At 48.9% G+C, this 22,527-nt stretch carries 23 protein-coding genes; 10 read left to right on the top strand and 13 right to left on the bottom strand.

From position 1 onward, the window contains the following. Window positions 1–27 precede the first annotated feature (27 nt). The 3 genes from GCU39_RS00255 to GCU39_RS00245 are packed head-to-tail and all read right to left on the bottom strand — an operon-like array spanning window position 28 to window position 2,113. Entirely contained in the window at window positions 28–1,368 is a 1,341-nt protein-coding gene (locus GCU39_RS00255; protein WP_152391660.1) for a cohesin domain-containing protein, read from the bottom strand. Further along, complete coding sequence (locus GCU39_RS00250) at window positions 1,310–1,840, bottom strand: LamG domain-containing protein (RefSeq protein WP_193726704.1); 531 nt, start codon at window positions 1,838–1,840, stop codon at window positions 1,310–1,312. The genes GCU39_RS00255 and GCU39_RS00250 overlap by 59 nt, the downstream gene beginning before the upstream one ends. 51 nt (window positions 1,841–1,891) lie before the next feature. Next, window positions 1,892–2,113: a hypothetical protein gene (locus tag GCU39_RS00245; protein ID WP_152391658.1), complete on the bottom strand. Its 222-nt coding sequence runs from the start codon at window positions 2,111–2,113 to the stop codon at window positions 1,892–1,894. A gap of 386 nt (window positions 2,114–2,499) precedes the next feature. On the opposite strand from GCU39_RS00245, the gene GCU39_RS32160 reads away from it, so the two are divergent. From GCU39_RS32160 to GCU39_RS00235, 3 genes are all read left to right on the top strand, one after another. After that, window positions 2,500–2,622: a hypothetical protein gene (locus GCU39_RS32160; protein WP_265333423.1), complete on the top strand. Its 123-nt coding sequence runs from the start codon at window positions 2,500–2,502 to the stop codon at window positions 2,620–2,622. Further along, on the top strand, window positions 2,615–4,507 hold the full coding sequence (locus GCU39_RS00240; protein ID WP_152391657.1) for an acyltransferase family protein: 1,893 nt from the start codon (window positions 2,615–2,617) through the stop codon (window positions 4,505–4,507). The genes GCU39_RS32160 and GCU39_RS00240 overlap by 8 nt, the downstream gene beginning before the upstream one ends. Window positions 4,508–4,707: 200 nt before the next feature. Next, complete coding sequence (locus GCU39_RS00235) at window positions 4,708–5,793, top strand: GNAT family N-acetyltransferase (protein WP_152391656.1); 1,086 nt, start codon at window positions 4,708–4,710, stop codon at window positions 5,791–5,793. Between the two features lie 77 nt (window positions 5,794–5,870). Here GCU39_RS00235 and GCU39_RS00230 read toward each other — a convergent pair whose 3' ends face one another. The 3 genes from GCU39_RS00230 to GCU39_RS00220 form a co-directional block, all read right to left on the bottom strand. After that, the gene (locus GCU39_RS00230; RefSeq protein WP_152391655.1) at window positions 5,871–6,497 is read right to left on the bottom strand and encodes an XTP/dITP diphosphatase; all 627 of its coding nucleotides are present in this window, start codon (window positions 6,495–6,497) and stop codon (window positions 5,871–5,873) included. Window positions 6,498–6,505: 8 nt separating this feature from the next. Then, entirely contained in the window at window positions 6,506–7,267 is a 762-nt protein-coding gene (gene rph, locus GCU39_RS00225) for a ribonuclease PH (protein ID WP_152391654.1), read from the bottom strand. Between the two features lie 166 nt (window positions 7,268–7,433). Continuing rightward, entirely contained in the window at window positions 7,434–8,504 is a 1,071-nt protein-coding gene (locus GCU39_RS00220; RefSeq protein ID WP_152391653.1) for a GerMN domain-containing protein, read from the bottom strand. Window positions 8,505–8,692: 188 nt separating this feature from the next. Here GCU39_RS00220 and GCU39_RS00215 point away from each other — a divergent pair, with 188 nt between their 5' ends. From GCU39_RS00215 to GCU39_RS00195, 5 genes are all read left to right on the top strand, one after another. Further along, entirely contained in the window at window positions 8,693–9,253 is a 561-nt protein-coding gene (locus GCU39_RS00215; RefSeq protein WP_152391652.1) for a phosphatidylglycerophosphatase A family protein, read from the top strand. A 96-nt stretch (window positions 9,254–9,349) separates the two neighbouring features. Further along, a complete protein-coding gene (locus GCU39_RS00210) occupies window positions 9,350–9,796 on the top strand; it encodes a Dps family protein (protein WP_152391651.1) in 447 nt (148 codons plus the stop codon). Between the two features lie 170 nt (window positions 9,797–9,966). After that, a complete protein-coding gene (locus GCU39_RS00205; protein WP_227793393.1) occupies window positions 9,967–11,973 on the top strand; it encodes a serine hydrolase domain-containing protein in 2,007 nt (668 codons plus the stop codon). Between the two features lie 64 nt (window positions 11,974–12,037). Next, window positions 12,038–12,946, top strand: a complete 909-nt coding sequence (locus GCU39_RS00200; RefSeq protein ID WP_193726703.1) for an immunoglobulin-like domain-containing protein — start codon at window positions 12,038–12,040, stop codon at window positions 12,944–12,946. Window positions 12,947–13,013: 67 nt separating this feature from the next. Beyond that, complete coding sequence (locus GCU39_RS00195) at window positions 13,014–14,249, top strand: RNA polymerase sigma factor (RefSeq protein ID WP_152391649.1); 1,236 nt, start codon at window positions 13,014–13,016, stop codon at window positions 14,247–14,249. A 70-nt stretch (window positions 14,250–14,319) separates the two neighbouring features. Here the strand turns inward: GCU39_RS00195 and GCU39_RS00190 are convergent, their stop codons facing one another. Genes GCU39_RS00190 through GCU39_RS00180 form a run of 3 tightly spaced genes read right to left on the bottom strand, consistent with a single transcriptional unit; the run spans window position 14,320 to window position 16,512 of the window. Further along, window positions 14,320–15,306, bottom strand: a complete 987-nt coding sequence (locus tag GCU39_RS00190; protein ID WP_152391648.1) for an MBL fold metallo-hydrolase — start codon at window positions 15,304–15,306, stop codon at window positions 14,320–14,322. A 10-nt stretch (window positions 15,307–15,316) separates the two neighbouring features. Further along, entirely contained in the window at window positions 15,317–16,045 is a 729-nt protein-coding gene (locus tag GCU39_RS00185) for a class I SAM-dependent methyltransferase (protein ID WP_152391647.1), read from the bottom strand. 50 nt (window positions 16,046–16,095) lie between these two features. Continuing rightward, a complete protein-coding gene (locus GCU39_RS00180) occupies window positions 16,096–16,512 on the bottom strand; it encodes a MarR family winged helix-turn-helix transcriptional regulator (RefSeq protein ID WP_152391646.1) in 417 nt (138 codons plus the stop codon). 213 nt (window positions 16,513–16,725) lie between these two features. Here GCU39_RS00180 and GCU39_RS00175 point away from each other — a divergent pair, with 213 nt between their 5' ends. Next, the gene (locus GCU39_RS00175; protein ID WP_152391645.1) at window positions 16,726–17,937 is read left to right on the top strand and encodes an MFS transporter; all 1,212 of its coding nucleotides are present in this window, start codon (window positions 16,726–16,728) and stop codon (window positions 17,935–17,937) included. Window positions 17,938–18,004: 67 nt separating this feature from the next. Next, window positions 18,005–18,424, top strand: coding sequence for a universal stress protein (locus tag GCU39_RS00170; protein ID WP_152391644.1), 420 nt, complete (start codon window positions 18,005–18,007; stop codon window positions 18,422–18,424). Window positions 18,425–18,491: 67 nt separating this feature from the next. On the opposite strand, the gene GCU39_RS00165 is transcribed toward GCU39_RS00170, so the two are convergent. The 4 genes from GCU39_RS00165 to GCU39_RS00155 are packed head-to-tail and all read right to left on the bottom strand — an operon-like array spanning window position 18,492 to window position 22,502. Further along, the gene (locus tag GCU39_RS00165) at window positions 18,492–20,027 is read right to left on the bottom strand and encodes an amino acid permease (protein WP_152391643.1); all 1,536 of its coding nucleotides are present in this window, start codon (window positions 20,025–20,027) and stop codon (window positions 18,492–18,494) included. Window positions 20,028–20,066: 39 nt separating this feature from the next. Then, window positions 20,067–20,192 carry a hypothetical protein gene (locus GCU39_RS32155; protein WP_018756962.1) on the bottom strand — a complete coding sequence of 42 codons (126 nt, stop codon included), beginning with the start codon at window positions 20,190–20,192 and terminating at the stop codon, window positions 20,067–20,069. A 31-nt stretch (window positions 20,193–20,223) separates the two neighbouring features. Further along, window positions 20,224–21,105 carry an ethanolamine ammonia-lyase subunit EutC gene (gene eutC, locus GCU39_RS00160; protein WP_193726702.1) on the bottom strand — a complete coding sequence of 294 codons (882 nt, stop codon included), beginning with the start codon at window positions 21,103–21,105 and terminating at the stop codon, window positions 20,224–20,226. Window positions 21,106–21,140: 35 nt separating this feature from the next. Beyond that, the gene (locus tag GCU39_RS00155; RefSeq protein ID WP_152391642.1) at window positions 21,141–22,502 is read right to left on the bottom strand and encodes an ethanolamine ammonia-lyase subunit EutB; all 1,362 of its coding nucleotides are present in this window, start codon (window positions 22,500–22,502) and stop codon (window positions 21,141–21,143) included. Window positions 22,503–22,527 lie beyond the last annotated feature (25 nt).

Genomic DNA, 22,527 nt, shown 5'->3' with positions numbered 1-22,527 from the left:
CATCCGCAGGCGTCTTTTCATTCTTGATTAGTTAAGAATTTTATTCGCAACCCAAGCGAGATCATCAATATCAATGACATTGTTATGATCGATATCGCCAATCGCAATTTTGCTCCAATCCGGACTCGCCGATGTCTTACCATAATTCGCTGCGATGATCGCAAGGTCACCGATGGAGTATTTGCCGTCATTGTTCATGTCGCCCGGTTTGCCTACAATTTGCGGAATCACCTGGGCAAGCAGCGTGGAGGCCGCAGCACTTAACTCCATGCCTTCTTCATTGGCAAGGGTGGCTTGCTGAACGGTAAATGTTACCTGCTTCGTGACTGTTGTGTCCTTCGCTTTGAACACAAGTTGTATGACGGGTTGTGTGCCAGATACGCCATTTGTTGCGCCTTGGCTGGCTACGATCAACCGAAGATGGCCTGCACCGTCGTTCTTCTTCTCAACGATGCTGAGCGTATCCTTTGCTGGTAAGGCTGACACGAAGTCAAAGGCTGCAGGATCGTACTGTACCGCAATATCTTGTGCATAGACACTGTTTGTAACATTTTGAAGGCAAAACGTTAATTTATATTCCGCACCAGACTGAATGGTAACCGCACCACTTAGCGAAGTTGCGAGTCCCGTCACAGGCGGCGTACCGTCATCTTCCTTCGCACCCGTCGCGAAATTCGGCAGCGTCTCTCTGCCTTGCGCATCCGCGATCACGGCTTGGGACAATGCAGCCGAGCTGGCAGCAGAGGCCCCCTCCACGATAAGCTTCACCAACGGCTTATCGGCTTGGATGCCTTGGCTGGCCGTAAGTACGATATGGATCGCTCCATTCGATGAGTCGCTCCGCAGCACCCGAACCCCAGGCTGCAATGGCTGTACAGTCGATACGGTAAGCTGGTCTGTTCTCAAGACAATGTCGGCTGCTTGCGCTTCGACTGGCAGCCCGCTCACAGACAGCTCGTACCCCTTCATCTCGCCTGTCCCCTTGGCAGTCACCTTCGTTAATTTCAACGTCCCAACGTTCGCTCGATTCTGATCCTTCTGCTCGACGAACATTTTCGGTATCACGTTCGAATCGCCGATTGTTGTCTGAACCCCAAGCGCCGATAATACCGTCTGCGCAAGATCTTTTGTTGCCCCGCCTTGAATGACTTTCTCTTGGTTCCCATTATTCGCAACGGTCTTGCCCTTGGCTGCGAAGAATATTGTCGTCGCAAGCGGCGAATCCTGTCCGTGCGAAGTCGAGCTGTCTAATGTGCCGTTCGCATTCTCCGTGCCGCCGCCATGATCAGGCAGAAGGACAATAAGCGTATCATCCGCAAGATTTGCTTGCGCCAGTGCATCGACAATCGTACCCACGTTCTTGATCATCGATATACAGGTTGAAATTCGGAGCTTCTGCATAAGCGCCTGTCCCGTCGTTCCCAATCATCGTCGATAGCCCGGAATCAATCGTTCCTGTCCGCGCACTAATATCAATGCTGCTCGCGATTCCTTGATAGAGGGGCGCGCCGGATACAGAGGTCAATGTTACAGGTGAGCCATCCTTATAGAAATCAGCGCGACCTGTAGCACGGTTATGCGAGACAACGATATGATGCCATTTCCCATCTGCTACAGACGAAATGCGCGCATCCGCACGATTCCCCACGGCTGTCTTGTAGTTCCAGAGCAATGACTTATCATCCTTAAGCGCTAACACATAGCCAGTATTACTTCCGCTCACCCAGTTCTTATTGGAAATAACCGGTGGATCTGACGTTACGCCAGGTGATTTCATCCAGAAGGCAATAGTGAAGCTGCCTGTCCCGAATTGAAGCTGGCTTGGCTTGCCCAGGTTCACGAACTGACGCGCTTGACTCGTCGAATTCAGCCAGAGCGCTTTGCCAATTCTTCAAACCACGAAGCTTGGATTCCCAGTTGGCTTTGCCGTCGTCTGACTTGTCGACTGATCTGTATAATTGTTATCAAAAGCGAAATATGCCGCATAATCCGACGTGACGACCTCCGCATGCGCTGTTCCTTCCATAAGCGGAATTAATGGGAAACAAGCTCCCGCATACAATGTCGTTGCGACGAATGTAGTCAACAAAATTCTTCGAAATATTCCTTTCACAACAAAATCCTCCCATAAATAAAAAATGATTATTACAATCTCAATCATGATGGATTAATTCATTTATTCGTCTTTTCTACTCTTTTAAGCTATTCCAAAACGCAATACGGCACAATAGCTTCGACAAAGGTTCCTAGAATAAGCTATGGAGGTCGAAATTTGTGTCTGAACTGTGGCAAATGCAGTGCCACGAAACTTTTTAAGGCACTATTTCGTCAAATACCAACAGGCATTTGGACACATACCTAAGCAACTTAACAACATTGAACAAACAACATGATGACGGTTTGTCTTGCGATGATGAAATCCCCCCGTGTCTGTCATGGACGGGGGGATTTCATCATGCTGCAGGATAGGAAGGATGGATTGATGTGAAGCAAGCCCGTATGAATGCAATACATAACAAGAGACAGTTATCTGACGAGTCTCGTCAGACTATATATCGATTAGATGCAGGATATTTTCTGCTTCGTATGAACGTGGATCGTGAGGTCGTCCTCTATGTCTAGCGCATCCCTTGGCACGAAACGTTATTTCACAGGACTGGATGGATTAAGGGCTCTCGCTGTGATGGCTGTCATCGCTTATCACTTGGATATTCCATGGGTCCCAGCCGGCTTCCTCGGTGTCGATATCTTCTTCGTACTCTCCGGTTACCTGGTTACGGATATACTCCTGACACAACGCTCTGCTGGGCGGATCCACCTTGGCCGATTCTGGTTCCGACGATTTCGTCGATTAATTCCAGCATTAGCCGTCATGCTGATTACAATCGTCGCTTGGATAACCGTAACCGATCATAACTTGCTGCGAACACTTCGTGGGGATGTGCTGGCAACAACGGTCTACGGCAACAACTGGTGGCTTATTTTCCATGAGGTATCCTACTTTGATCGATTTGGTGTACCGAATCCTTTCGTTCATCTCTGGTCACTCGCTGTGGAAGGGCAGTTCTACATTCTGTGGCCACTGCTCCTCGCCATTGGCTTGCGGTATGCACCCAAACGCATACATTTCGTCGGGATTACCCTACTGCTCATCCTCTTCTCAGCGGTCGCGATGGCATGGATGTATGAGCCCGGGAACGATCCGAGCCGCGTATATTATGGAACTGATACCCGAGCATTCGGCCTCCTCATTGGCGGGGTGCTCGCGATGCTCCTGCCAAGCGGCAAATGGTCGCAAATCAAGACGGCTTCGAGCCGTAAACTGCTGAATCTGCTCGGTGGAGGGGCGCTGCTCATTCTGCTCTATCAGATCGGTACCATGAACGAATTCGAAGATTATATTTATCAAGGCGGGCTCGTAGCTGTGGCGCTTACAACTGCCATCTTGATGGCTGCATTATTACGGCCCGATACCTTATTAAGTCAACTATTCAGTTGGAAGCCGCTGCGATGGATCGGTGTTCGTGCTTACGGCATCTACCTGTGGCATTTTCCAGTCATTGAACTAACGAAGCCAGCTGTGGATACGGACGGATTTAATGTTATGCTCGCCATCTCGCAAGTTATCGTCAGTGTGATTCTAGCTGCATTATCCTATCGATATATCGAGGAGCCCATCCGTCGCGGAGCGATACGTGCACAATGGCGACAAATGCGGGAGAGAGATTGGCACTGGCGCCGGATCTCCAGATCTCAATGGATACTATCCGCAAGCTCGTGTCTCGTCGGGATTATTTTCTGCGTAGGCATGTTCAGCACAACAACGATCGCAACTTCCGGGTCAGTCATGCCGGATACGCATCTCATGGCTTCAGAGATCGGTCCCGAAGATCTATTGGGTCCACTGCCGCCAAGCCCCATGCCGAATGCTGCGGGCACGCCGCAAGATGAGCAGACGAATGAAGAAATCGACAGCACATCGGCAAAGGATACAGAAACCGTGCAGCCTACTTCGAAATCAAATGATAAAAAGCCTGCGTGGAGCGATGTCACCGCCATTGGAGATTCTGTCATGTTGGACGGCAAGCCTTACCTGGAAGAACAGCTCCCCGGCATCGCAGTCGATGCCGAGATTGGACGCCAAATGTCTACAGCTACCGATGTATTGAATCAACTGGCGCGGCATAACCAGCTCGACAAGAAGATCGTTATTGGCCTAGGAACGAACGGGAATTTCAATAAAAAGCAACTGGTCACATTCCTACAATCTCTTGATGGGATCGAACACATCTACCTTGTGAACGCAAGAGTGCCGCGCAAATGGGAGCGCCTCGTAAACAAAGCGCTTCAAGACGTATCCAGCACGATGCAGAACGTTACCCTCATTGATTGGTATGCTGCAAGCGGCCATCATGACAGTTATTTCAGCAAGGACGGCGTTCATCTAACCATCCAAGGCTCCAAAGCTTATGCTGCATTGATCGCCAATGCGATAAAACGTACATAGCACTCATTCCTGCGAATCCTGAACCAGCGAATTGCATTGTCTTACGGACTTTGACAATTTAGCTGGTTTTTCTATGCCGAAATGCTTGTTTGACGGATAATCAGAACTTTTGTCGAAACAAGGCGAGGTGCAGGAATTCCTTTTATCCATCGAGTATTTATCATACGTATGAAGATATTGTCGTTAGAGGTGTTGAGGGAATGGAAACGATGGTTATACGGAGCAGGGAAGATTTGTCGCAATATGAGGCGCAGTGGACAGAACTAATTGAGCATACGGAGCAGCCGGAAGTTTTCGCGACATGGGAATGGATGGAAGCCTATCTTACGCATATGCACAATCCCGCAGCACAATTATTTATTGTGGTCGTTACTGATCAAGATCGCTGGGTTGCGCTGGCCCCCCTATGTATCGTGTCGCAGAAGCTCAAATGGCGCAAGGTACGTTCGCTGAAGTGCATCATCTCAGGGACCGGCGAGAACAACAGCTTTTATATGCACCGCGAATATCACTATATCAAGCTGCTCAGGCATATAACCACAGCCTTCACAACCCATCAAGTGGAATGGGATTGGATAGATCTCTACAGCTTCCAATCGAGCAATCCGGTCACTACCTTGGTGGAACAAACATTAGGAGAGCCGTTCGAAGTATTGACTCGGCAATTGTCCGTATCCCCTTATCTGAAGCTTGGTCCTCATGCCAATATGAAAATAGATAAGAACCAGATCAAAGAGATCGAACGCAAGGAGCGCAAATTATCTCGTGAGCACACCGTCCGCATTGTCAGTGATGCCCCTTATTCGGATGTGCTGTGGGACAGGTTGTCGGTTCTCCATCAGCAGCGATGGCCGAATAGTTTATTTCGTCGTCCTGGAGAGACTGCTTTTCTGAGGAATATCCTCTCTTATCTTGCAGAGAGCAACCGCGTGCATTTCTCCTACTTGGAGATCAATGGCTGCATTGAGTCCATCGCGATCTCCATCAAGCACGCGCACAAAGTATACCTGTACCTGTCAGCCACGTCCAAAGACTATCCCAAATATGGGATCGGACTCATCCTCTCGAACCATGTCATTAAGCATTTTCTTGCGCAAGACGTGAACGAGATCGATTTTCTAAGCGGCGACCAGGACTACAAGTTCTATTGGTCCGATACGATCAATATCAACTACCATATTCGAATCTTCAACCATCATGATCGTAGAAAAACAAAGCTGCTGCGTTCCTATACCCTCTATCAAATCAATAAGCGTCGCCTCCAATCCATCCTGCTTAATCGGTAATGGATATGAAAAAAAGCTAACCTCCGGTTCCTCGTAGAGGATACCGTAAAGTTAGCTTTTTTTGCTGACGATTAGTGTTATTGCGCAAGTTTCGTAAGCAATTGTTCCAGCGCTCTGCCCCGATGACTAATGGATTGCTTCTCTTCGACCGTAAGCTCTCCCATCGTCTTCTCGAATGCTGGCAGATAGAACAACGGATCATAGCCAAACCCGCCAAGACCACGTGGTTCTGCCATAATCCAACCCTCAACTTGACCAGATGCTTCCACATGCTCATTCGTATCCGGGTCGTACAGCACCAACGTGCAGACGAACTGTGCAGGGCTGAGCAGCGATTGCTCTGTGTCCTCGCCCTCTGTCAATTCGCCAAGCGCCCGCAGCAGCTTCTCGTTATTCGTTTGATCCGTGGCGCCTTTACCTGCATATCTTGCGGAATAGACACCAGGGTCACCATTTAACTTATCCACGCATAGACCCGAATCATCCGCCAGGACCGGAACGCCAAGTGCGAGCGCAACCGTCTTCGCTTTTTTATAAGAATTCGCGAAGAACGTCTCTCCATCTTCAACTACATCCGGAATATCCGGGTAATCGTACATACTCTTGACTTGCTTGCCGATCGCTGCAAAAGCATGCGCGAATTCCTTCACTTTCCCCTTATTTCTCGTTGCAACGATTATCGTATCTTGTGCAATGCGTGTCATGGTGTTCGTTACCCCCGTACCGCTGCAGCGACAGCTTCAATCTTCGCAGAAATCACAGGCCCAAGCGCGGATTTCTGGATTTCGATCAGCTCCAGAATGCCCACTTCGCCAAGTTCAAGCAATTGATTCAGCTCTTGGCGCGAAAATGGCGCTTCTTCCCCCGTTCCCTGCAACTCAACAAACTTACCGTTCCCTGTCATCACGACGTTCATATCGACCTTCGCTTTGGAGTCTTCCTCATAGTTCAAGTCGAGGAGCGCTTCATTCTGAATCACTCCAACACTAACCGATGCGAGAAAATCCGTGATCGGGAATTTCGCTAATTTATGCTGTTCCGCAATTCGGTTGACTGCTATCGCCATCGCAACGAAGGATCCCGTAATCGATGTCGTTCTCGTACCGCCATCTGCTTGAATCACGTCGCAATCGAGTGTAATGGTGCGCTCGCCAAGCGCATGGAGATCCACGACGGAGCGCAGCGCGCGGCCAATTAGACGCTGAATTTCCATCGTGCGCCCTGTCAGTTTGCCTCTTGCTGATTCACGTTGGTTCCGTGTCTGAGTTGCACGCGGCAGCATCGAGTATTCCGCCGTAATCCAACCTTTGCCTTGCCCCTTCATAAAAGGAGGAACCTTCTCATCGACGGTCGCCGTACAGATCACCTTGGTATCTCCAAATTCAATGAGGACTGAGCCCTCTGCATATTTATTCGCATTTGTCGTAATGGAAACCGTCCGAAGCTGATCCTGTTTTCGTCCGTTTATTCTCATGTAGCAACCTCCTCTATTTTGACCCTTGCCTGATTTCGTTATAAACATAACTTTCTTATTCTACCAAAGACAATTCGGAAAAGCACCTTTTGGCGCCTTAAATGTGAAGACAAAAAGCGGGGGATTCGCATCCCCCTTGGCTTAGTACAAGCTATTTCGTTCGTTTTTACGCTTTCATGCCGTTCACAACGGATGGGCGCGTCACCGGTTTGCCATAATTCTCGTTATCGTCGCCGACAACGTTGGTCTCGCCATTAATCTTAATTTGAACCTTTTTCACTGTAGTATTCTCGGTAAGCGTTAAAATTACAGCTTGCAGCATTTCCGCTGGCGTCTTCTGATTCGGTTCGAACATGGAATCCGTCAGATCCACGGTAATCGTATCCTTCGTCTGCTCAATTTGCTTCACTTTCATCTCCGGCGTCATGACAGGCTCAAGGGCATCCGAGTTGAGCGGACCGACGATCAGCTCTTTCAACGATGCAGCAGCAATATCTGTCGATGGTTCAATCAAACGTGTGACCGGCACATAATATTGCACATTGTCAGGCGATACTGCGGAGAAGTAGACCGTAACCGGCATCGAGTTCATATACGTTACGTTATCGGATTTCTCAAGGTTAATTCCCATTTCACGTGTCATCGGCTCATCCATAGGCAGCCCATCCACCGGCATCTCATGCAATGGCTGCCCTTCCAGCTTTAATTGAACGCTTTGAATGTTCGGATCACTGGTAACCGCCCAAGTGACCGCTTCAACAATTTTACGTTCTTCCGTTACATTATAGTCCGCGAACTGCTGGGAGAATTCCACCGTTGCGAGTTTTTTCTCTGCATCACGTGTAATGCTCTTCACAACCGTACCTTTAGGCAATACTGCTTGAAAGCCGACTGGTAGCAGCTTCTTATCTTTATTGTCTTCAACCATCATTTCTAGTGCCCGCTTCGCTGCATCCTCACCTTTCTTAAGCTGAATATCGAGGGTAATCGGAGCGAGCATGCCGCTGTTGTCCTTCAAGAAGACGGTTAGTCCATTTTTGATCTGTGGTTTCGTGGTTGTCGGCTTGACGACGTTTAAGGTGTTCGATTCATTCATCATCTGCATTTCGACGTCAGCCGGGGGTGCATCAATCTTCTCGCTGGCTTCTTTGGAAAATAGGCCGCAGCCCGACAGTGTTAAAGGTACAGCAATAAGTCCCCCAAGAGCCAAATTGCGAAGCCATTTGTGGATAAGCATGTACGATTTCCTCCTTAAAACGGTTTAATGTAACTTGTACTACCATGTATACGAGCCTTCCTTGCGCGATATAACTACTTTTTGTCCAATTTTTATGACTGGATGTATATTTTTTCATACGGATGAAAATAACGGTTCACGTATACTATAAGTACGTGTTCAAAATATCGTCGGGATGTGTACAACATATGGAAGACTCCACAACACCTTATAGCCTCGACAGCACCAAGGTGGCCGAAGCTACGAGGAGATTACTTACAGAGCGCGGTGTAACGATCGAACAAATCGGAGAACTCGTGCTATTCCTGCAACAGAAATATTTCCCAACCTTAACGATGGAGACCTGCATTGAGAATATCCACATGGTGCTATCCAAACGTGAGGTACAAAACGCAGTCCTGACCGGCATTCAACTCGACATGCTTGCCGAAGAAGGCAAGTTGCTCTCTCCGCTTCAAGAAATGGTCCGCAATGATGAGAGCCTCTACGGCGTTGATGAAATTCTCGCCTTCTCGATCGTGAATGTATATGGAAGCATTGGCTTCACGAATTACGGTTACGTGGACAAGCTTAAACCCGGGATTTTGGAGAAGCTCAATGACAAGCATGATGGGCAGATCCATACGTTCTTGGATGATATCGTTGGCGCCATCGCCGCTGCCGCAAGCAGCCGTATAGCGCACAGACAACAGGCGGAGAAGGAAATGGCGGAAGGCAAAATCAAGCCCAATCCACAAACTTTGGAATAGGGGTAGCCAAACCCCGCGAGTTATGTTATTATGAATTCACAAGTTATTTAGAATAATTCTAATCTAGTAATTAATTCAAAAGAGGAGCGATTACACATGACACAATCTAACAATCAAGTCGTTGAGGTTTTAAATAAACAACTGGCGAACTGGAACGTTCTCTTCGTGAAACTGCATAACTACCATTGGTATGTGAAAGGTGATCAGTTCTTCACGCTGCATGAGAAATTCGAAGAGTTCTACAATGAAGCGGCAACCTACGTCGATGATATCGCAGAACGTATCCTTACCATTCAAGGAGCACCGCTTGCTACCATGAAAGAATACTTAGCTGTATCCAGCATCCAAGAAGCGACAGGCAAAGAAAATGCGAAGGAAATGGTCGCATCCGTTAAGAGTGATTTCGAGACCGTAATCACCGAGCTGGCACATGGCATGGACGTTGCCCAAGAAGCAGGAGACGAAGCAAGCTCCGATATGCTGCTTGGCATCAAAGGCACATTAGAGAAACAGGTTTGGATGCTCAGAGCTTACTTGGCTTAAGAGCATGGACGAACGCCTAGCGTTGACCCGAGTAAGGGCGCCGCTAGGCGTTTTTGCATGTTTGCGGTTGGCAGCTCATTGTATGGGAAATGTAAGGTTAACCAAAGTCTGGAGAAAGAATTGGTCGGTAGAATGACATCGTATCACTTACTACACAAGGAGGATGTACGATGAAAAAGAATAAACGAGGTTGGACCAAGCTATGCAGTGTGTGGATCGGAACTTGCCTGGCTTTCTCTACAGCATCGTCCGCTTATGCGGCGCAAGGTGCGAGTCCTGCGGTAACTCTGAATTCGGAGGAAGTAGAACGTTTTGCGGATGCGTTCTTTGAACGCGAAAATGTGAAAGCACTGAACATACCGGGAGCGATGTTTGTTGTTGTCAAAGACGATAAGGTACTGCTCCAAAAAGGGTACGGCTTCGCCGATCTGGAGAGCAAAACGCCAGTCGATCCTGAAAATACCGCATTTCGTATTGCTTCGATCTCAAAGTCGATTACAGCAACCGCAGTCATGCAGCTTGTAGAGCAAGGGAGAATTGATTTGGATCAAGACGTTCAATCTTATCTCGGTGATATTCAATTGAAAAACAACACCTCCTCTCCACTCACAATGAGGCACCTGCTGACACACACAACCGGATTCGACAAGGTTGATCCTCCAGGATTATCCTTCGATGTCAAGCAAAATATATCGTTGGATGATTACACCAAACAACATATGCCCACCATCGTCCATACGCCAGGAGAAGTCTATAAGTACGACAATGTGGCATCCATGCTACAGGGATTAATTGTCCAGCAGGTCGCAAAACAGCCGTTTCACCAATACGTCGACGACAACATTCTCAAGCCTCTTGGAATGACCAACAGCAGCTTTGTTCCAAATAAACAACTTCGCTCCAAGCTGGCTACAGGTTATATCGAGCAGAACGGTACAAACCTTCCATTTCAGCCATATACCATGAAGCCCGATGATATGCCGCATGGAGGCATGGTAACGACTGGCAGCGATATGGCTCGTTTTATGATGGCTCACTTGAACAATGGCATGCTGGGGAATGCCCGTTTGTTACAAAAGAGTTCCATCCAAGCGATGCAAAGCGTACAATTGGCGATTCATCCGGAATTGCCGATTATGACATTCGGCTTTGAGTATGCATACCAACAAGCGTATAACGGTCAATATGTCATTGGAAAACTTGGTGATACGCCGGATTTCTCCTCCTGGATGTGGTTGCTTCCCGAACAGAAGGTAGGAGGGTTTATCGTTGCCAACAAAAATACAGACTTGCGCGGTATGATTTTCAAAGCATTTATGGATCACTTTTTTCCAAAATCAGAGACAAAGCAAAGAACCTACCTGAACCCCAGCAAGCAAGAACTTACCCGCTTCGAGGGTCTTTACAGCGATTTGCGCGTGAACTATCTCATTACTAGAATCCATGCGGCTGAAGATGGAACGTTAGAGATGAGGAACATTGTATATAGGCAGAAACTGCGGCAAGTGGATTCCCTGCTCTTTGAGGACGAGACGGGAGCGCTGGTAGCGTTTAAAGAAGGACCGGACGGAGCGATCTCTTACATCTACTCTCAGACTTATCCGATTGCGTTTACCGTTAAAAGACCTGAAAAAAATTCCTTCTCAGATGTTCCAAAACATCATCCGTATGCCGAGTATATTAACGGACTCCATCAACTTCATGTTGTAAACGGAGAACCTGGAGGCAACTTCGGACCAGATAAGCCGATGACCCGCGCACAATTTGTGCTGCAGTTCATGACATGGCTGGGGATTCCCGCAGATAAGCCTACTGGCAAATTCATTGATCTTGACGGTGTTCCTGGAGCGGAATTCATTGAGACCGCCGCTTCACCTCAATATGGTTTAATTCAAGGCATCTCGAAGGATCGTTTTGAGCCAAACCGATGGATTACACGACAAGAAGCGGCGGTAATCCTCTGGAAATTCCTATCGATAATGGATAAGCCGTCTCAAGAGGCTTTACTGTCCGGAGAAACGGACGAATGGGCATTGGAGGCGGTCAAAAACATCGTCGCCCAGAAGCTTTATGGTCCGGATATCATCAAGTCATCCGACGGTTCGGTCGATTATAGATCCAAGGAAGCGATGACTCGTAAAGAAGCTGCCGCATTGATGTTTTTGGTCGGTCACTAAACGGCGTTCTAATCTTGTAACTTTTATCCAAATCGTGCGTCACTATACGTAAGAGGTGATAACGATGAACCACCGCACCATTTGGTTGATGATTGCATTGACAATGATTCTGCTGCTGTCTGCGGCATGTGAGAATAACCAGGATGCTCCATCTCCTATTGTGCAAACGCCGCCAACCGCAAAGACCGATTCGGATATAGCTCAGTTATCTGACACCGTAGGAGATCCTAGTATCGTCAGGACATCCGGTCAACGCTCGAAAGAACAGCTGCTCGCGAGCGCCGAGGATTACCACGCACAGACCGGCATCTGGTTCCAGGGGGAGGGATTCAACATTCTCTCGTCAATCAGCCAAGGCGTCGTGAAGGCTGGACAATCCGTTGGCGCCGCCTTAAGCTGGCTGCCTGAAGGTTGTTCCGTCCGATTCCAGTTAACTCGAAGGGACGACGATGGGAGCCGCGAAGCGCTTGTCGCCGAATATTCCGCAGATCAGCAGCAGATGATCAACAATCGTATTGATTTTGGTCATCCCCTACCTGATACACCGAACACCAATTATTTGCTCAGCATTGAGATTCTGAATAAAGACGGCAAGGTCGAGGATACCCTGTTGTCCCCTCTTTTCGTCCCACCAAACGAACTTCACGCGCGGTTATCCGTCCTGCCAACTCCACTAGCGCAAGGCAGCAAGAAGACGACATTGAAGCTCTATAACGCAGGTCCAACGCATTTGTTTTTCGGGTACGGATACGAGATTTACCGGATGGAATCAAGTGGCTGGACGCTCGTCCCACCAGACAAGACGATGGAGGTTCCGGCCATCGGGATCAGCATTCCTCCGGGCGAGACGTTCGAAGAACAAGTACTGATCCCTGCAGACCTTGAGCCAGGCGTCTACCGGATCGTTAAATCCTTTGGCGGAGATCAGATCGATGCAGCGGCGAGATTGGCTGCGAGTTTTGAAATTTTTTGAATATCATGTGGCTTTCTACCTCCATCTGGTGTCTAATCCTATGTAAGTTCAAGAGGAGGTTCTTCAGGTGTCACGAGCTCAAGACAAAACGAAAATCCCTGTTCTTCCAGAGGAGCAGGAACACATCCAGCAATTCGAAGCCATTTATGATCAATATCGAGGAAGAATTCGCAATTATATCGCTGTGAAGACAAATTCGGCGGTTGCCGACGACTTAACGCAACAAGCGTTCTTAAAAGCTATGGAGAACTTCCACTTATTCAAGCGCAACTCCAGTCTATTTACTTGGATATTCAAAATTGCGCAAAATATTGTGAAGAACGAGTATCGTACGAGATTTCGAAATAAAGAAGTAGCACACGAAGTTACCGACTTTGAGTCCCAATCGATTTCCCTCGATATGGCTAAGGATGTCGATATCCGCATTGATATTAGTGCTGCATTAGCCAAATTAAATGAATTAGACCAGCAGATCATCTCTTTACGGTTTTTCGTAGACTGTACTTTATTGGACATATCCAAAATTATCGGGATGCGTGAAAGTGCGGTTAAGAACAGGCTCTATCGCGCCTTAGAAAAGCTCCGAAAAGAACTAAAAGAATGGGGAGACATTACCATCATGTCAATTCAAGAACTGATATCCATTGTGAATAAAAGTGAGACGTCCAGCAAGAATGACGGAATGAACAAGGTATACCAAGATTTATTTGCCGAGCTTAAAGGCCAAGTGGAGCGGTTGACCACAACCTATCAACACCAACCCTCCCAGAAAATCGTCATCGAAATTTATCCAGATCTGCCCACTTTCCATCAAGCTGTAGGCGAAAAGGATGCGCCTAATTGGTTCATGGGTACCTATGAAAATAACACGCTCAAAATCGTGTCCCCACTGAATCCTGGGCCAGAGCACACATATCAATCGATATTGAAATCCACGGTCCATTTATTCTCGATGTGGTTGATCAGTGATATCAATCCAACAGCGCCGAAATGGTTTCGGCAAGGCATTGGCGGTTATGAAGCCAAGCAAATGACGCCAGAATATATTAAGAGCACGACTTCTGATGCGATTAATAACGATGCTGTCCCTTCACTTCAAGCATTAAACGATGATTCATGGGATTTCGGCACGATGGGAGGATTTCAATTCTCTTATCTATTGGTTGAATACATCCTTCAGACGTATGGTATCGATGACCTCAACAAACTGATACGCAATCCAGTGGATTTCCCAGGCATTCTTCAACTTACTGAGTCCGAGTTCCACCAGCAATGGATCGAAGATTTGAGACATACTTCTTAATATCCCTTTGGGGCAAAATAACAAACCCACCTTCGGAGATTCTATCTCCAGGTGGGTTATTAGGTATCTATTACGCTCGCTTATATTGGATACATCCTGCCGCCGTATTCTCCTCAGTACGCACAAGTCCACGCCGCTCCAGCTCAATCAGATGAGCAAGTGTCTCTGACATGGCAAACCGCAGCTGATGCACGGTTAATTTCACGTTAAACACCGCAAGGCAGCATTCGTAAGCTGTCATCGGTTCCGTTAGTAAATCAACAAACTTTTGCAGTCGTTCTTCATGATGCTCTAGCAAATCCGCGATCCGTTCCTGATAGTGACGGAAGGGATGCCGATGCCCGGGGTAAGCGATGGCAACATCATAGGCTTGCAGCATCGTTAAGCTCTCGATGAAAGATTGCAATGGCTGTGGATCACTGCCGGGAATATAACTAATGTTCGGAGAAATTTGAGGCAGAATCTGATCCCCGCAGAGCATCTCACGCGAAGCTGCATGATAGAAGCACGCATGCCCAGATGCATGACCATTCGTGAGAATTACTTGCCAATCGCGATCCCCTAGTCGAAACTGTGGCTGTTCAATGTATGTAACCTCTGGCTGCGGCGAGACATAAGCGATAAAGCTGTCAAAATGGTCCCGTATCTCCGCACGGATCGAAGCGTCCATCCCGTGACGAGCGAACAGCTGATCCAACGCTCCCGTAGCCGTCTGATCGGTTCCCCACATCATCTGCGTATGCACATGAGCTGTCTCGGTCATATAGACCGGCACCCCGCCTGTCTGTTCTTGAAACCAACCAGCAAGACCATAATGATCCGGATGATGATGCGTAAGAACAATTTGTTCGATATCCTTCATGCTGATGTGCAATTCGGACATGGCAGCGCGCCAAGCTTCAAGCGCGTCCGCTGTATGCTGACCCGGATCGATCAGCGTATATCCTTGTGTACCTCGAACGAGATAGCTATTCACCCATTTGAGCGCATTGGGCAACGGAATTTGAATTTGAATCAGATCTTGTCCCCATGCAGATTGCGCTACCTGACTTGCCATATTCCTCCCCCTATCCGCGGCCAATGAAGATCATTCTTGGCGATGCGTCTTCTTCATACGGACTCTCATCATAGTTGCCATGCACCTGCTCCACGCTGAGCCCTGCCTGTGAGAGCATCGATCTGAATGCGTCCAGAGCGTACAACTTCACGCGTTCCTCGTAACGCCGAACGGATTCCTGCGCATCGGTAATGACAATTTCCTTTTTGACGTATCCTGCTTCAATCTTACGGTATTGATCAATACGCAGTCCCTCTTCGACATGCTCGGTGTAGGGTGCTAAATTGCGAGCAACATACGACGGATTTAGGAAATCGATAATGAATGGCGCACCTGGCACGAGCATTCGCTTGATTTCATGAAGCACCCTGCTGTTCTCATCATCCGATTCGAAATATCCAAATGAAGTGAACAAATTCACGACTGCATCATACCCGCCGTCCAGTGGGAGCGACCGCATATCCGAACGTACCCAGCGCACACGTTGCCGGGCATCCTGCGCCTCCGCTTCCCTTAGGAGGACCTTGGACAGATCAACGCCTGTCACATGGTATCCGCAATCTGCGAGCACATTCGAATGCCTTCCCATGCCGCAGCAGAGGTCGAGCACTTTGGCACCGACAGGCAAATGAAGCCAGCTGATCATCTGCTGCACTTCTTCATAAGCCCCATGACGATCCCGATGCTTGTAGACGATCAAATAGTCTTCGCCAAAGCTTTCTTCAAACCACTCGCTCATACCGCTAGATTCTCCTTTATACATGCAATGCTAAGATGGTTGATCCTTCCTTACACATGATTCAATCGAGCGAGATACGAAGCGAACTGCTTCATCTCCTCTTCCGTCCAGCTATCGAAAATTTCTTCGAATCGTTGCACTCGGGCGTTCTTCGCAAGCATAAACTCTTCATTCCCAGCGGGCGTAATCTGAATCAGACTCGCTCGTCCATCCTTCGGATCCGGCAGCCGCTCCACATACCCCTTTGCCTCAATGGCGGCAATCTGCCGACTGATCGTTGAACCATCGAGCCGAAGCTCCTCCGCGATCGCTTTGATCCCCATGGGACTGTTATTCTTCAATAAATAGAGCAGCAGATAGGCTGCCCGGTCTAATTTGCCAAGACGCATCTCGGATTGTACCGATAAAGCTCTACGAATCAACATAGCGAGTTCAAAATCCATCGTATCCATCAGCTTCTGTTCCATCTTTTATCACCTGCTTCATAAACTCTCTTTCGCTTAATGTAACAAAATTCGGCTCTTCCTTCAAACGTATTGACACTCCGATAGATACATGTATAATACATATATATTGATGCGCTATACATGTAGATGTAAAATAATCCAATTTTTTTGGTTAGTTTCATTCAAAATTAATCATTGTATAGGTACAACGAAAATGTTATGGGGGCTTGATGTATGATTTCATCCAATTCACAGTACCAAGAAATTGAAAAGCGAGCAGGGATATTGAACCAACCGATTGCCGTATGGGCCATTGTTTTTGCCAGCATCATTTCTTTCATGGGTCTGGGTCTCGTCGATCCGATCCTACCTGCGATTGCTAAGCAATTGCACGCAACACCAAGTCAAGTGTCCCTCTTGTTCACGAGCTACAACTTGGTGACAGGGATCGCCATGCTGATTACAGGCTTCGTCTCCTCGAGACTTGGAACGAAGTGGACGCTGGTCACCGGGATCTTCATGATTATTATCTTCGCGGGACTGGCAGGTAGCTCCAACGCCATTAGCAGCATCGTCGGCTTCCGCGGCGGATGGGGTCTTGGTAATGCCTTGTTCATCGCGACCGCATTATCCGCAATCGTAGGATTGTCCAGATCGGGTACTGCCAAAGCGATTATTCTCTATGAAGCAGCACTGGGTCTCGGAATTTCCGTCGGCCCGCTCCTCGGTGGAGAGCTCGGCTCTATCTCTTGGCGCGGTCCTTTCTTCGGCGTAAGCGGCCTGATGGCGATTGCCTTGATCTTCATCTTGTTCATGATGCCGAATGTCGCCAAACCAAAACAGGCGATTCCGTTATCCGCACCGTTCAAAGCTCTTACGTATCCAGGACTGCTGACCCTCGGGGTTACGGCGTTCCTCTATAACTTCGGAATGTTCACCTTAATGGCTTATGCACCGTTCGTGATGGAGCTAGACGAACACGGCCTCGGTTATGTGTTCTTCGGATGGGGATTATTGCTCGCCATTACATCCGTCTTCGTCGCACCAAAATTCCAGAAATGGCTCGGCACGGTGAAATCCATCAGTATCGTATTAACCTTGTTCGCCGCAACCCTCATCGTAATGGGGATTGGCGCTGATACACCGAAGGTCGTCATTGTCGCAGTTATTGTTTCCGGTATTTTCCTAGGGATTAATAATACGTTGATCACGACAGCGGTCATGGAATCCGCACCGATCGAGCGTTCAATCACTTCGGCTGCATACAGCTTCGTACGGTTCTTAGGCGGTGCTGCTGCCCCATTTCTCGCTGGCAAATTAGCGGAATGGTTCAATAGCCGCGTGCCTTTCTATTTTGGCGGCGCCATGGTTCTAATCGCCGTTCTATTCTTAATCGTCAGACGCAGACACCTGGCCGGCATCGATGAAGCAGGCTCGCATCATTAATCAAATTCGAAAACGGCTGTCTGCATAAGGTTCATATGTCCAGAACATTCTATAAGGGGGGAGCTCCATGTACGAACATATTATTGTCCCAATCGACGGATCGCAGCATGCCCTGCTCGCGCTGCAGCACGCGATACGTCTCGCGCAGAACGAAACGTCCTGTTCGATCACGCTATTGCATATCAATCCGCATCTTTCCATCAACGAAGTCGCCATTGGCGTTGATCTCATTGCGCTCCAAGAAGAAGAAGGTCGGCTCATCCTATCGGATGCGGAGAAGTTGATTGCAGGTTCAACGATTCCATACCAAGCGGTGTGCTACACGGGCGATCCTGCCCAATTGATTGTCAACAAAGCTAAAGAAGAGAGCGCCGATCTGATCGTAATGGGCAGCCGAGGACTTAGCTTGTTCTCCGAATTGTTCATCGGCAGCGTCAGTCATAAAGTCGTTCAACATGCGCATTGTGCCGTCATGATTGTTAAATAAGCGATAAATCCTAAGACCAAAAGACCTCCAAGCCACTTGAGTGGCCGGAGGTCCTTTTTTATTATACTTAAGATTTCCCCTCGAGTTCCTTCTCCCGCTGGAGAATATCCTTCATCGACGTCTTCAGCGCGGCTTGCGGTCCTTCAAAGTGCTTATTGTAGTAGAGCAAATCCATCAGAATCAGCAGGACGAACATGCCAATCAACGCATATCCCGCGTTTTGATTCGGCGGAATGACCATCAAAACACTAATGAAGATGATCCACAGCAAGGAGATGACATTGATGAGACGGCCGTATCTGCCTAGGTTCCATGGACCAAGGTGTTTCGGCTGGAATTTCCCTTTCGCTTGGGCGACGAGGCGCAGCAGCATCGGGATTCCATACGCAACATAAAGCCCTACGACGCTAATCGCTGTCATGAATACGATCGTCCCTACCGTGTTATCCGGATTAATGAGCTTCAGCACATAGTCAATCGCAGCGAGGATAAAAGATAGAATCACCGCGAGCCAGATCGCCTTCGCAGGCGTCCGGAACTTACGGGAAATTTCAGCCCATTGCTTGCTGAATGGCATCCCTTTGTCACGGGAGAAAGCGTACATCATGCGTGAGAATGAGGTAATCGAAGATAAGCCGCAGAACCACATCGCGAGGGTCACGAGCCAGAGGAGAATGTTACCGAACGTTCCGCCTAGCGCTTCCGTAATTACGTAGATAAATGCGTTGCTGGAGTTGGCTGCCGCACCCGCATCTTGTATGGATAGCGTAACGAAGACGAGCATAATAAATCCGAAGACGAAGGAATACGCAACCGATGTGAAAATGCCCCACGGAGCGCGAATCCGCGGATTGATCGTCTCTTCAATCGTATGGGCGGAAGCATCATATCCCGTGAACGTCCATTGTGCTTGGAGAAGTCCGATCAAAAACGCGAAGGCATAAGGCTTATCCGAGAATGTCTGTCCGACTTGAAAAATATAATCGAGCGGCTTCAGTCCCGAATTGGTGAAGAAGGCCAGACTGACGACCAAGACCGCCACCACGAGAATGTGGTACCAGGCCGAGATGTCATTGAATTTAGCGACCAACTTAATCCCCACGTGATTCAAAATGCCATGGCTGAGCAGAATGATCGCGAAGACGATCAGGATTGTCGTATCATTCGATGTATAGCCGAAGACGGAAGCGAGCAGCGGGTCAGCGAACAGAGCAACCGAATAATCGATTCCCGCTACGATCCCGATCTGACCGATCAAGTTGATCCATGCCGTATACCAACCCCACCGTTTGTTGCCGAGCAGCGACGCCCAGTGGTACAATGCCCCCGCAGTAGGAATGGCTGATGCGAGTTCTGCCATGGAAGCTGCCACTAAGATGACGAAGAGCGCAACAAGCGGCCATCCAAATCCCATCATCCCCGGTCCGCCATAGAGCAATCCGTGTCCATATAAGGAGACGGCTCCTGTGAGAATAGAGATGACCGAGAATGAAATCGCAAAGTTCGAGAACCCGCCCATACTGCGCAGCAGTTCTTGCGCATAACCGAATCGATTCAAATCCTTCTTGTCCTCGAGTTGTTGTTGATCTGAGGCTTGACTCATTTTGGATATCCCTCCTTTATCAGTTCCGCTTCCTGCGACTTAACTTAAGAAGTTCTCGTGATTCTTCTCGTCATAATTCCGAATATTGCGGTTCGCGAGCAATACAATACCGAGAATGACCGCACAGGTTAGGATTACCAACAAAATCCCGAGAATCAAGTTCATCTTCTCACCTCCTCACACATGGATTCGGATGCTACATGATGAGTTTGATGCCGCTGGCCTGTTGTTCCAGCATCTTGTGCAGCACGGTGCCCATGTGGGCTCCCGCTTCAATCGGAGGGGTTCCGCCGCGGTGGATATTCGAGATGACCGTACGATCAGATTCGACCGTGCCGGCATGCGGGCGATAACACATATAGGCGCTCATCGATTCAGAGGAGACGAGTCCAGGACGCTCGCCAATGAGCAGAACGAGCACCTCGGGCTGTAGAATTTCACCGATGTGATCCATGCATCCTACGCGCCCGCCTCGGACGAAGAACGGTGTACCGCAGGACAACCCATAGACCTCTAGCGCATTCATTAAGGAGGGGTATACGTCACGAAGATTACTTTCGATTGCATTCGCACTCAGGCCGTCCGCCACAACGATTTGGACTTGCGGTCTGTTCACACATTTCTCTCGAATGAGGGCAACCCCTCGATCGTGAATAAGGCGTCCTTTATCCGGCCTGCGCAGGAAGGTCTCCATATTCTCATAATGGGTCTCCACGGTGAACAAATTCATTTCTTGCAAGAGCTCTGGCGATACTTCGCTGAATACCGCGTCGATCGCAGCCGCATGCGCATTACGCAGTGCCAGCATCGTCGTCGTCAACGGCCGGGTTCCGGTTCTCCAGACGCCGATGCGCGCTGGTGTGCTCGCGAGCAATTCCTCCATCCCTTCCGCCCATTTGGGTTCGGGAATGTTATGAATCGGGGCAGCGTTAACCGGATCGGCGATCGGATATTCCTCATGGCGAGGCGAAGCAGAGCGATCACCAGAGGTTGGCGTATCAGGAACCGATTCCGTCTGCTGGCCGAGCGCCTTCATCACTTGATCGACCAGCCAATTGAGCGTGCTCGAATCGTTCATTCGAGCTCCTCCTTTCGATTAGACATTCGTGCTCGTTACATGAATATCGTTGGATCGCCGGCGAGCGGGGTTAATCGACCGTTCTGCATGAGACCCATCTCTTCGAGCCAACGTTCGAAATCCGGCGCCGGGCGTTTGCCGAACAATTCGCGAACGGTCGCAATATCATGGAAGCTCGTCGACTGATAATTCAGCATACAGTCATCCGCCATCGCAACGCCAATCAAATAATTCACCCCTGCTGAAGCAAGCAGTACGGCGAGATTATCCATATCGTTCTGGTCTGCCTTCATATGATTCGTATAGCAGACATCAACCCCCATCGGGAGCAGATGCATTTTGCCCATAAAATGATCCTCGAGCCCCGCCCGGACAACCTGCTTATTATCATAGAGATACTCGGGGCCGATAAATCCGACAACCGTGTTCACTAGGAAAGGTTTATACTTCCGCGCTAGTCCATAGCATCTAGCCTCCAGCGTCACCTGATCAATGCCGAAATGCGCCTCGGCGGATAGCTCCGATCCTTGCCCCGTCTCGAAATACCATAGATTGGGTCCCGCCGCCGTCCCATCGCGACGAATCAAGTCGTCGGCTTCATCAAGCAGCTGCTCGTGAATGCCGAAGGCCTTATTGCCCGCCTCGGTCCCCGCTAAGCTCTGGAATACCATATCCGCAGGCGCCCCTTGCCTGATCGCACGCATCTGCGTAGTGACATGCGCAAGAACGCAGTTCTGTGTTGGAATATTCCACTTCTGCATCACTTCTTTGGTCATCTTCATCACTTCTCGAACGCTGTCCGTCGTATCGATGACCGGGTTAATCCCGATTACCGCATCCCCGATTCCGTAACTAAGCGCTTCATAGAGCGCGGCCTTAATGCCAAGAATGTCGTCCGTAGGGTGATTTGGCTGCGCACGACCCGACAGCACACCACGCTGTCCTATAGTGTAATTGCAGTGCGTCAGCACTTCGATCTTCGATGCGGCCTGCATTAGATCCAGGTTGGTCATCAGCTTCGCTGCCGCGGCAATCATCTCACTCGTTAATCCGCGGCTGATGCGGATGATCTCCGGCTGCGTTGTCTTTGGGTGCAAGAGATATTCGCGCAGTTCCGCAACCGACCAATTGCGAATTTCCGTATAGATCTTCTCGTTCACCTGCGACTCGATAATGCGAGAGACTTCATCCTCTTCTGGCGGAAGGAGGGGCTCATTGCGAATATCTGAGAGTAATGCATCTGCGAGCGCCGCCTTCGCTGCCATCCGTTCACTATTATCCGTAGCAGCAATGCCAGCAAGTTGATCCCCTGACTTCTCTTCATTGGCTTTAGCCATAATCTCTTTGAGGCTTGCGAATTGATAGGTTCGGCCGAGCAAGTTAATGGTCATCTTCATTGGGGGCAGGGTCACCTCCTTTCTA

Source organism: Paenibacillus guangzhouensis (assembly GCF_009363075.1).
In the GTDB taxonomy this organism is placed as follows: domain Bacteria; phylum Bacillota; class Bacilli; order Paenibacillales; family Paenibacillaceae; genus Paenibacillus_K; species Paenibacillus_K guangzhouensis.
This window is presented reverse-complemented; position numbering and strand designations above follow the sequence as displayed.

Bases quoted from the DNA above. Each gene is read 5' to 3' on its own strand.
- GCU39_RS00255 (WP_152391660.1), bottom strand. From the start codon at position 1,368: ATGATCAAGAACGTGGGTACGATTGTCGATGCACTGGCGCAAGCAAAT.
- GCU39_RS32160 (WP_265333423.1), top strand. From the start codon at position 2,500: ATGAATGCAATACATAACAAGAGACAGTTATCTGACGAGTCTCGTCAG.
- GCU39_RS00240 (WP_152391657.1), top strand. From the start codon at position 2,615: ATGTCTAGCGCATCCCTTGGCACGAAACGTTATTTCACAGGACTGGAT.
- GCU39_RS00235 (WP_152391656.1), top strand. From the start codon at position 4,708: ATGGAAACGATGGTTATACGGAGCAGGGAAGATTTGTCGCAATATGAG.
- GCU39_RS00230 (WP_152391655.1), bottom strand. From the start codon at position 6,497: ATGACACGCATTGCACAAGATACGATAATCGTTGCAACGAGAAATAAG.
- rph (WP_152391654.1), bottom strand. From the start codon at position 7,267: ATGAGAATAAACGGACGAAAACAGGATCAGCTTCGGACGGTTTCCATT.
- GCU39_RS00220 (WP_152391653.1), bottom strand. From the start codon at position 8,504: ATGCTTATCCACAAATGGCTTCGCAATTTGGCTCTTGGGGGACTTATT.
- GCU39_RS00215 (WP_152391652.1), top strand. From the start codon at position 8,693: ATGGAAGACTCCACAACACCTTATAGCCTCGACAGCACCAAGGTGGCC.
- GCU39_RS00210 (WP_152391651.1), top strand. From the start codon at position 9,350: ATGACACAATCTAACAATCAAGTCGTTGAGGTTTTAAATAAACAACTG.
- GCU39_RS00205 (WP_227793393.1), top strand. From the start codon at position 9,967: ATGAAAAAGAATAAACGAGGTTGGACCAAGCTATGCAGTGTGTGGATC.
- GCU39_RS00200 (WP_193726703.1), top strand. From the start codon at position 12,038: ATGAACCACCGCACCATTTGGTTGATGATTGCATTGACAATGATTCTG.
- GCU39_RS00190 (WP_152391648.1), bottom strand. From the start codon at position 15,306: ATGGCAAGTCAGGTAGCGCAATCTGCATGGGGACAAGATCTGATTCAA.
- GCU39_RS00185 (WP_152391647.1), bottom strand. From the start codon at position 16,045: ATGAGCGAGTGGTTTGAAGAAAGCTTTGGCGAAGACTATTTGATCGTC.
- GCU39_RS00180 (WP_152391646.1), bottom strand. From the start codon at position 16,512: ATGGAACAGAAGCTGATGGATACGATGGATTTTGAACTCGCTATGTTG.
- GCU39_RS00175 (WP_152391645.1), top strand. From the start codon at position 16,726: ATGATTTCATCCAATTCACAGTACCAAGAAATTGAAAAGCGAGCAGGG.
- GCU39_RS00170 (WP_152391644.1), top strand. From the start codon at position 18,005: ATGTACGAACATATTATTGTCCCAATCGACGGATCGCAGCATGCCCTG.
- GCU39_RS00165 (WP_152391643.1), bottom strand. From the start codon at position 20,027: ATGAGTCAAGCCTCAGATCAACAACAACTCGAGGACAAGAAGGATTTG.
- GCU39_RS32155 (WP_018756962.1), bottom strand. From the start codon at position 20,192: ATGAACTTGATTCTCGGGATTTTGTTGGTAATCCTAACCTGTGCGGTC.
- eutC (WP_193726702.1), bottom strand. From the start codon at position 21,105: ATGAACGATTCGAGCACGCTCAATTGGCTGGTCGATCAAGTGATGAAG.
- GCU39_RS00155 (WP_152391642.1), bottom strand. From the start codon at position 22,502: ATGAAGATGACCATTAACTTGCTCGGCCGAACCTATCAATTCGCAAGC.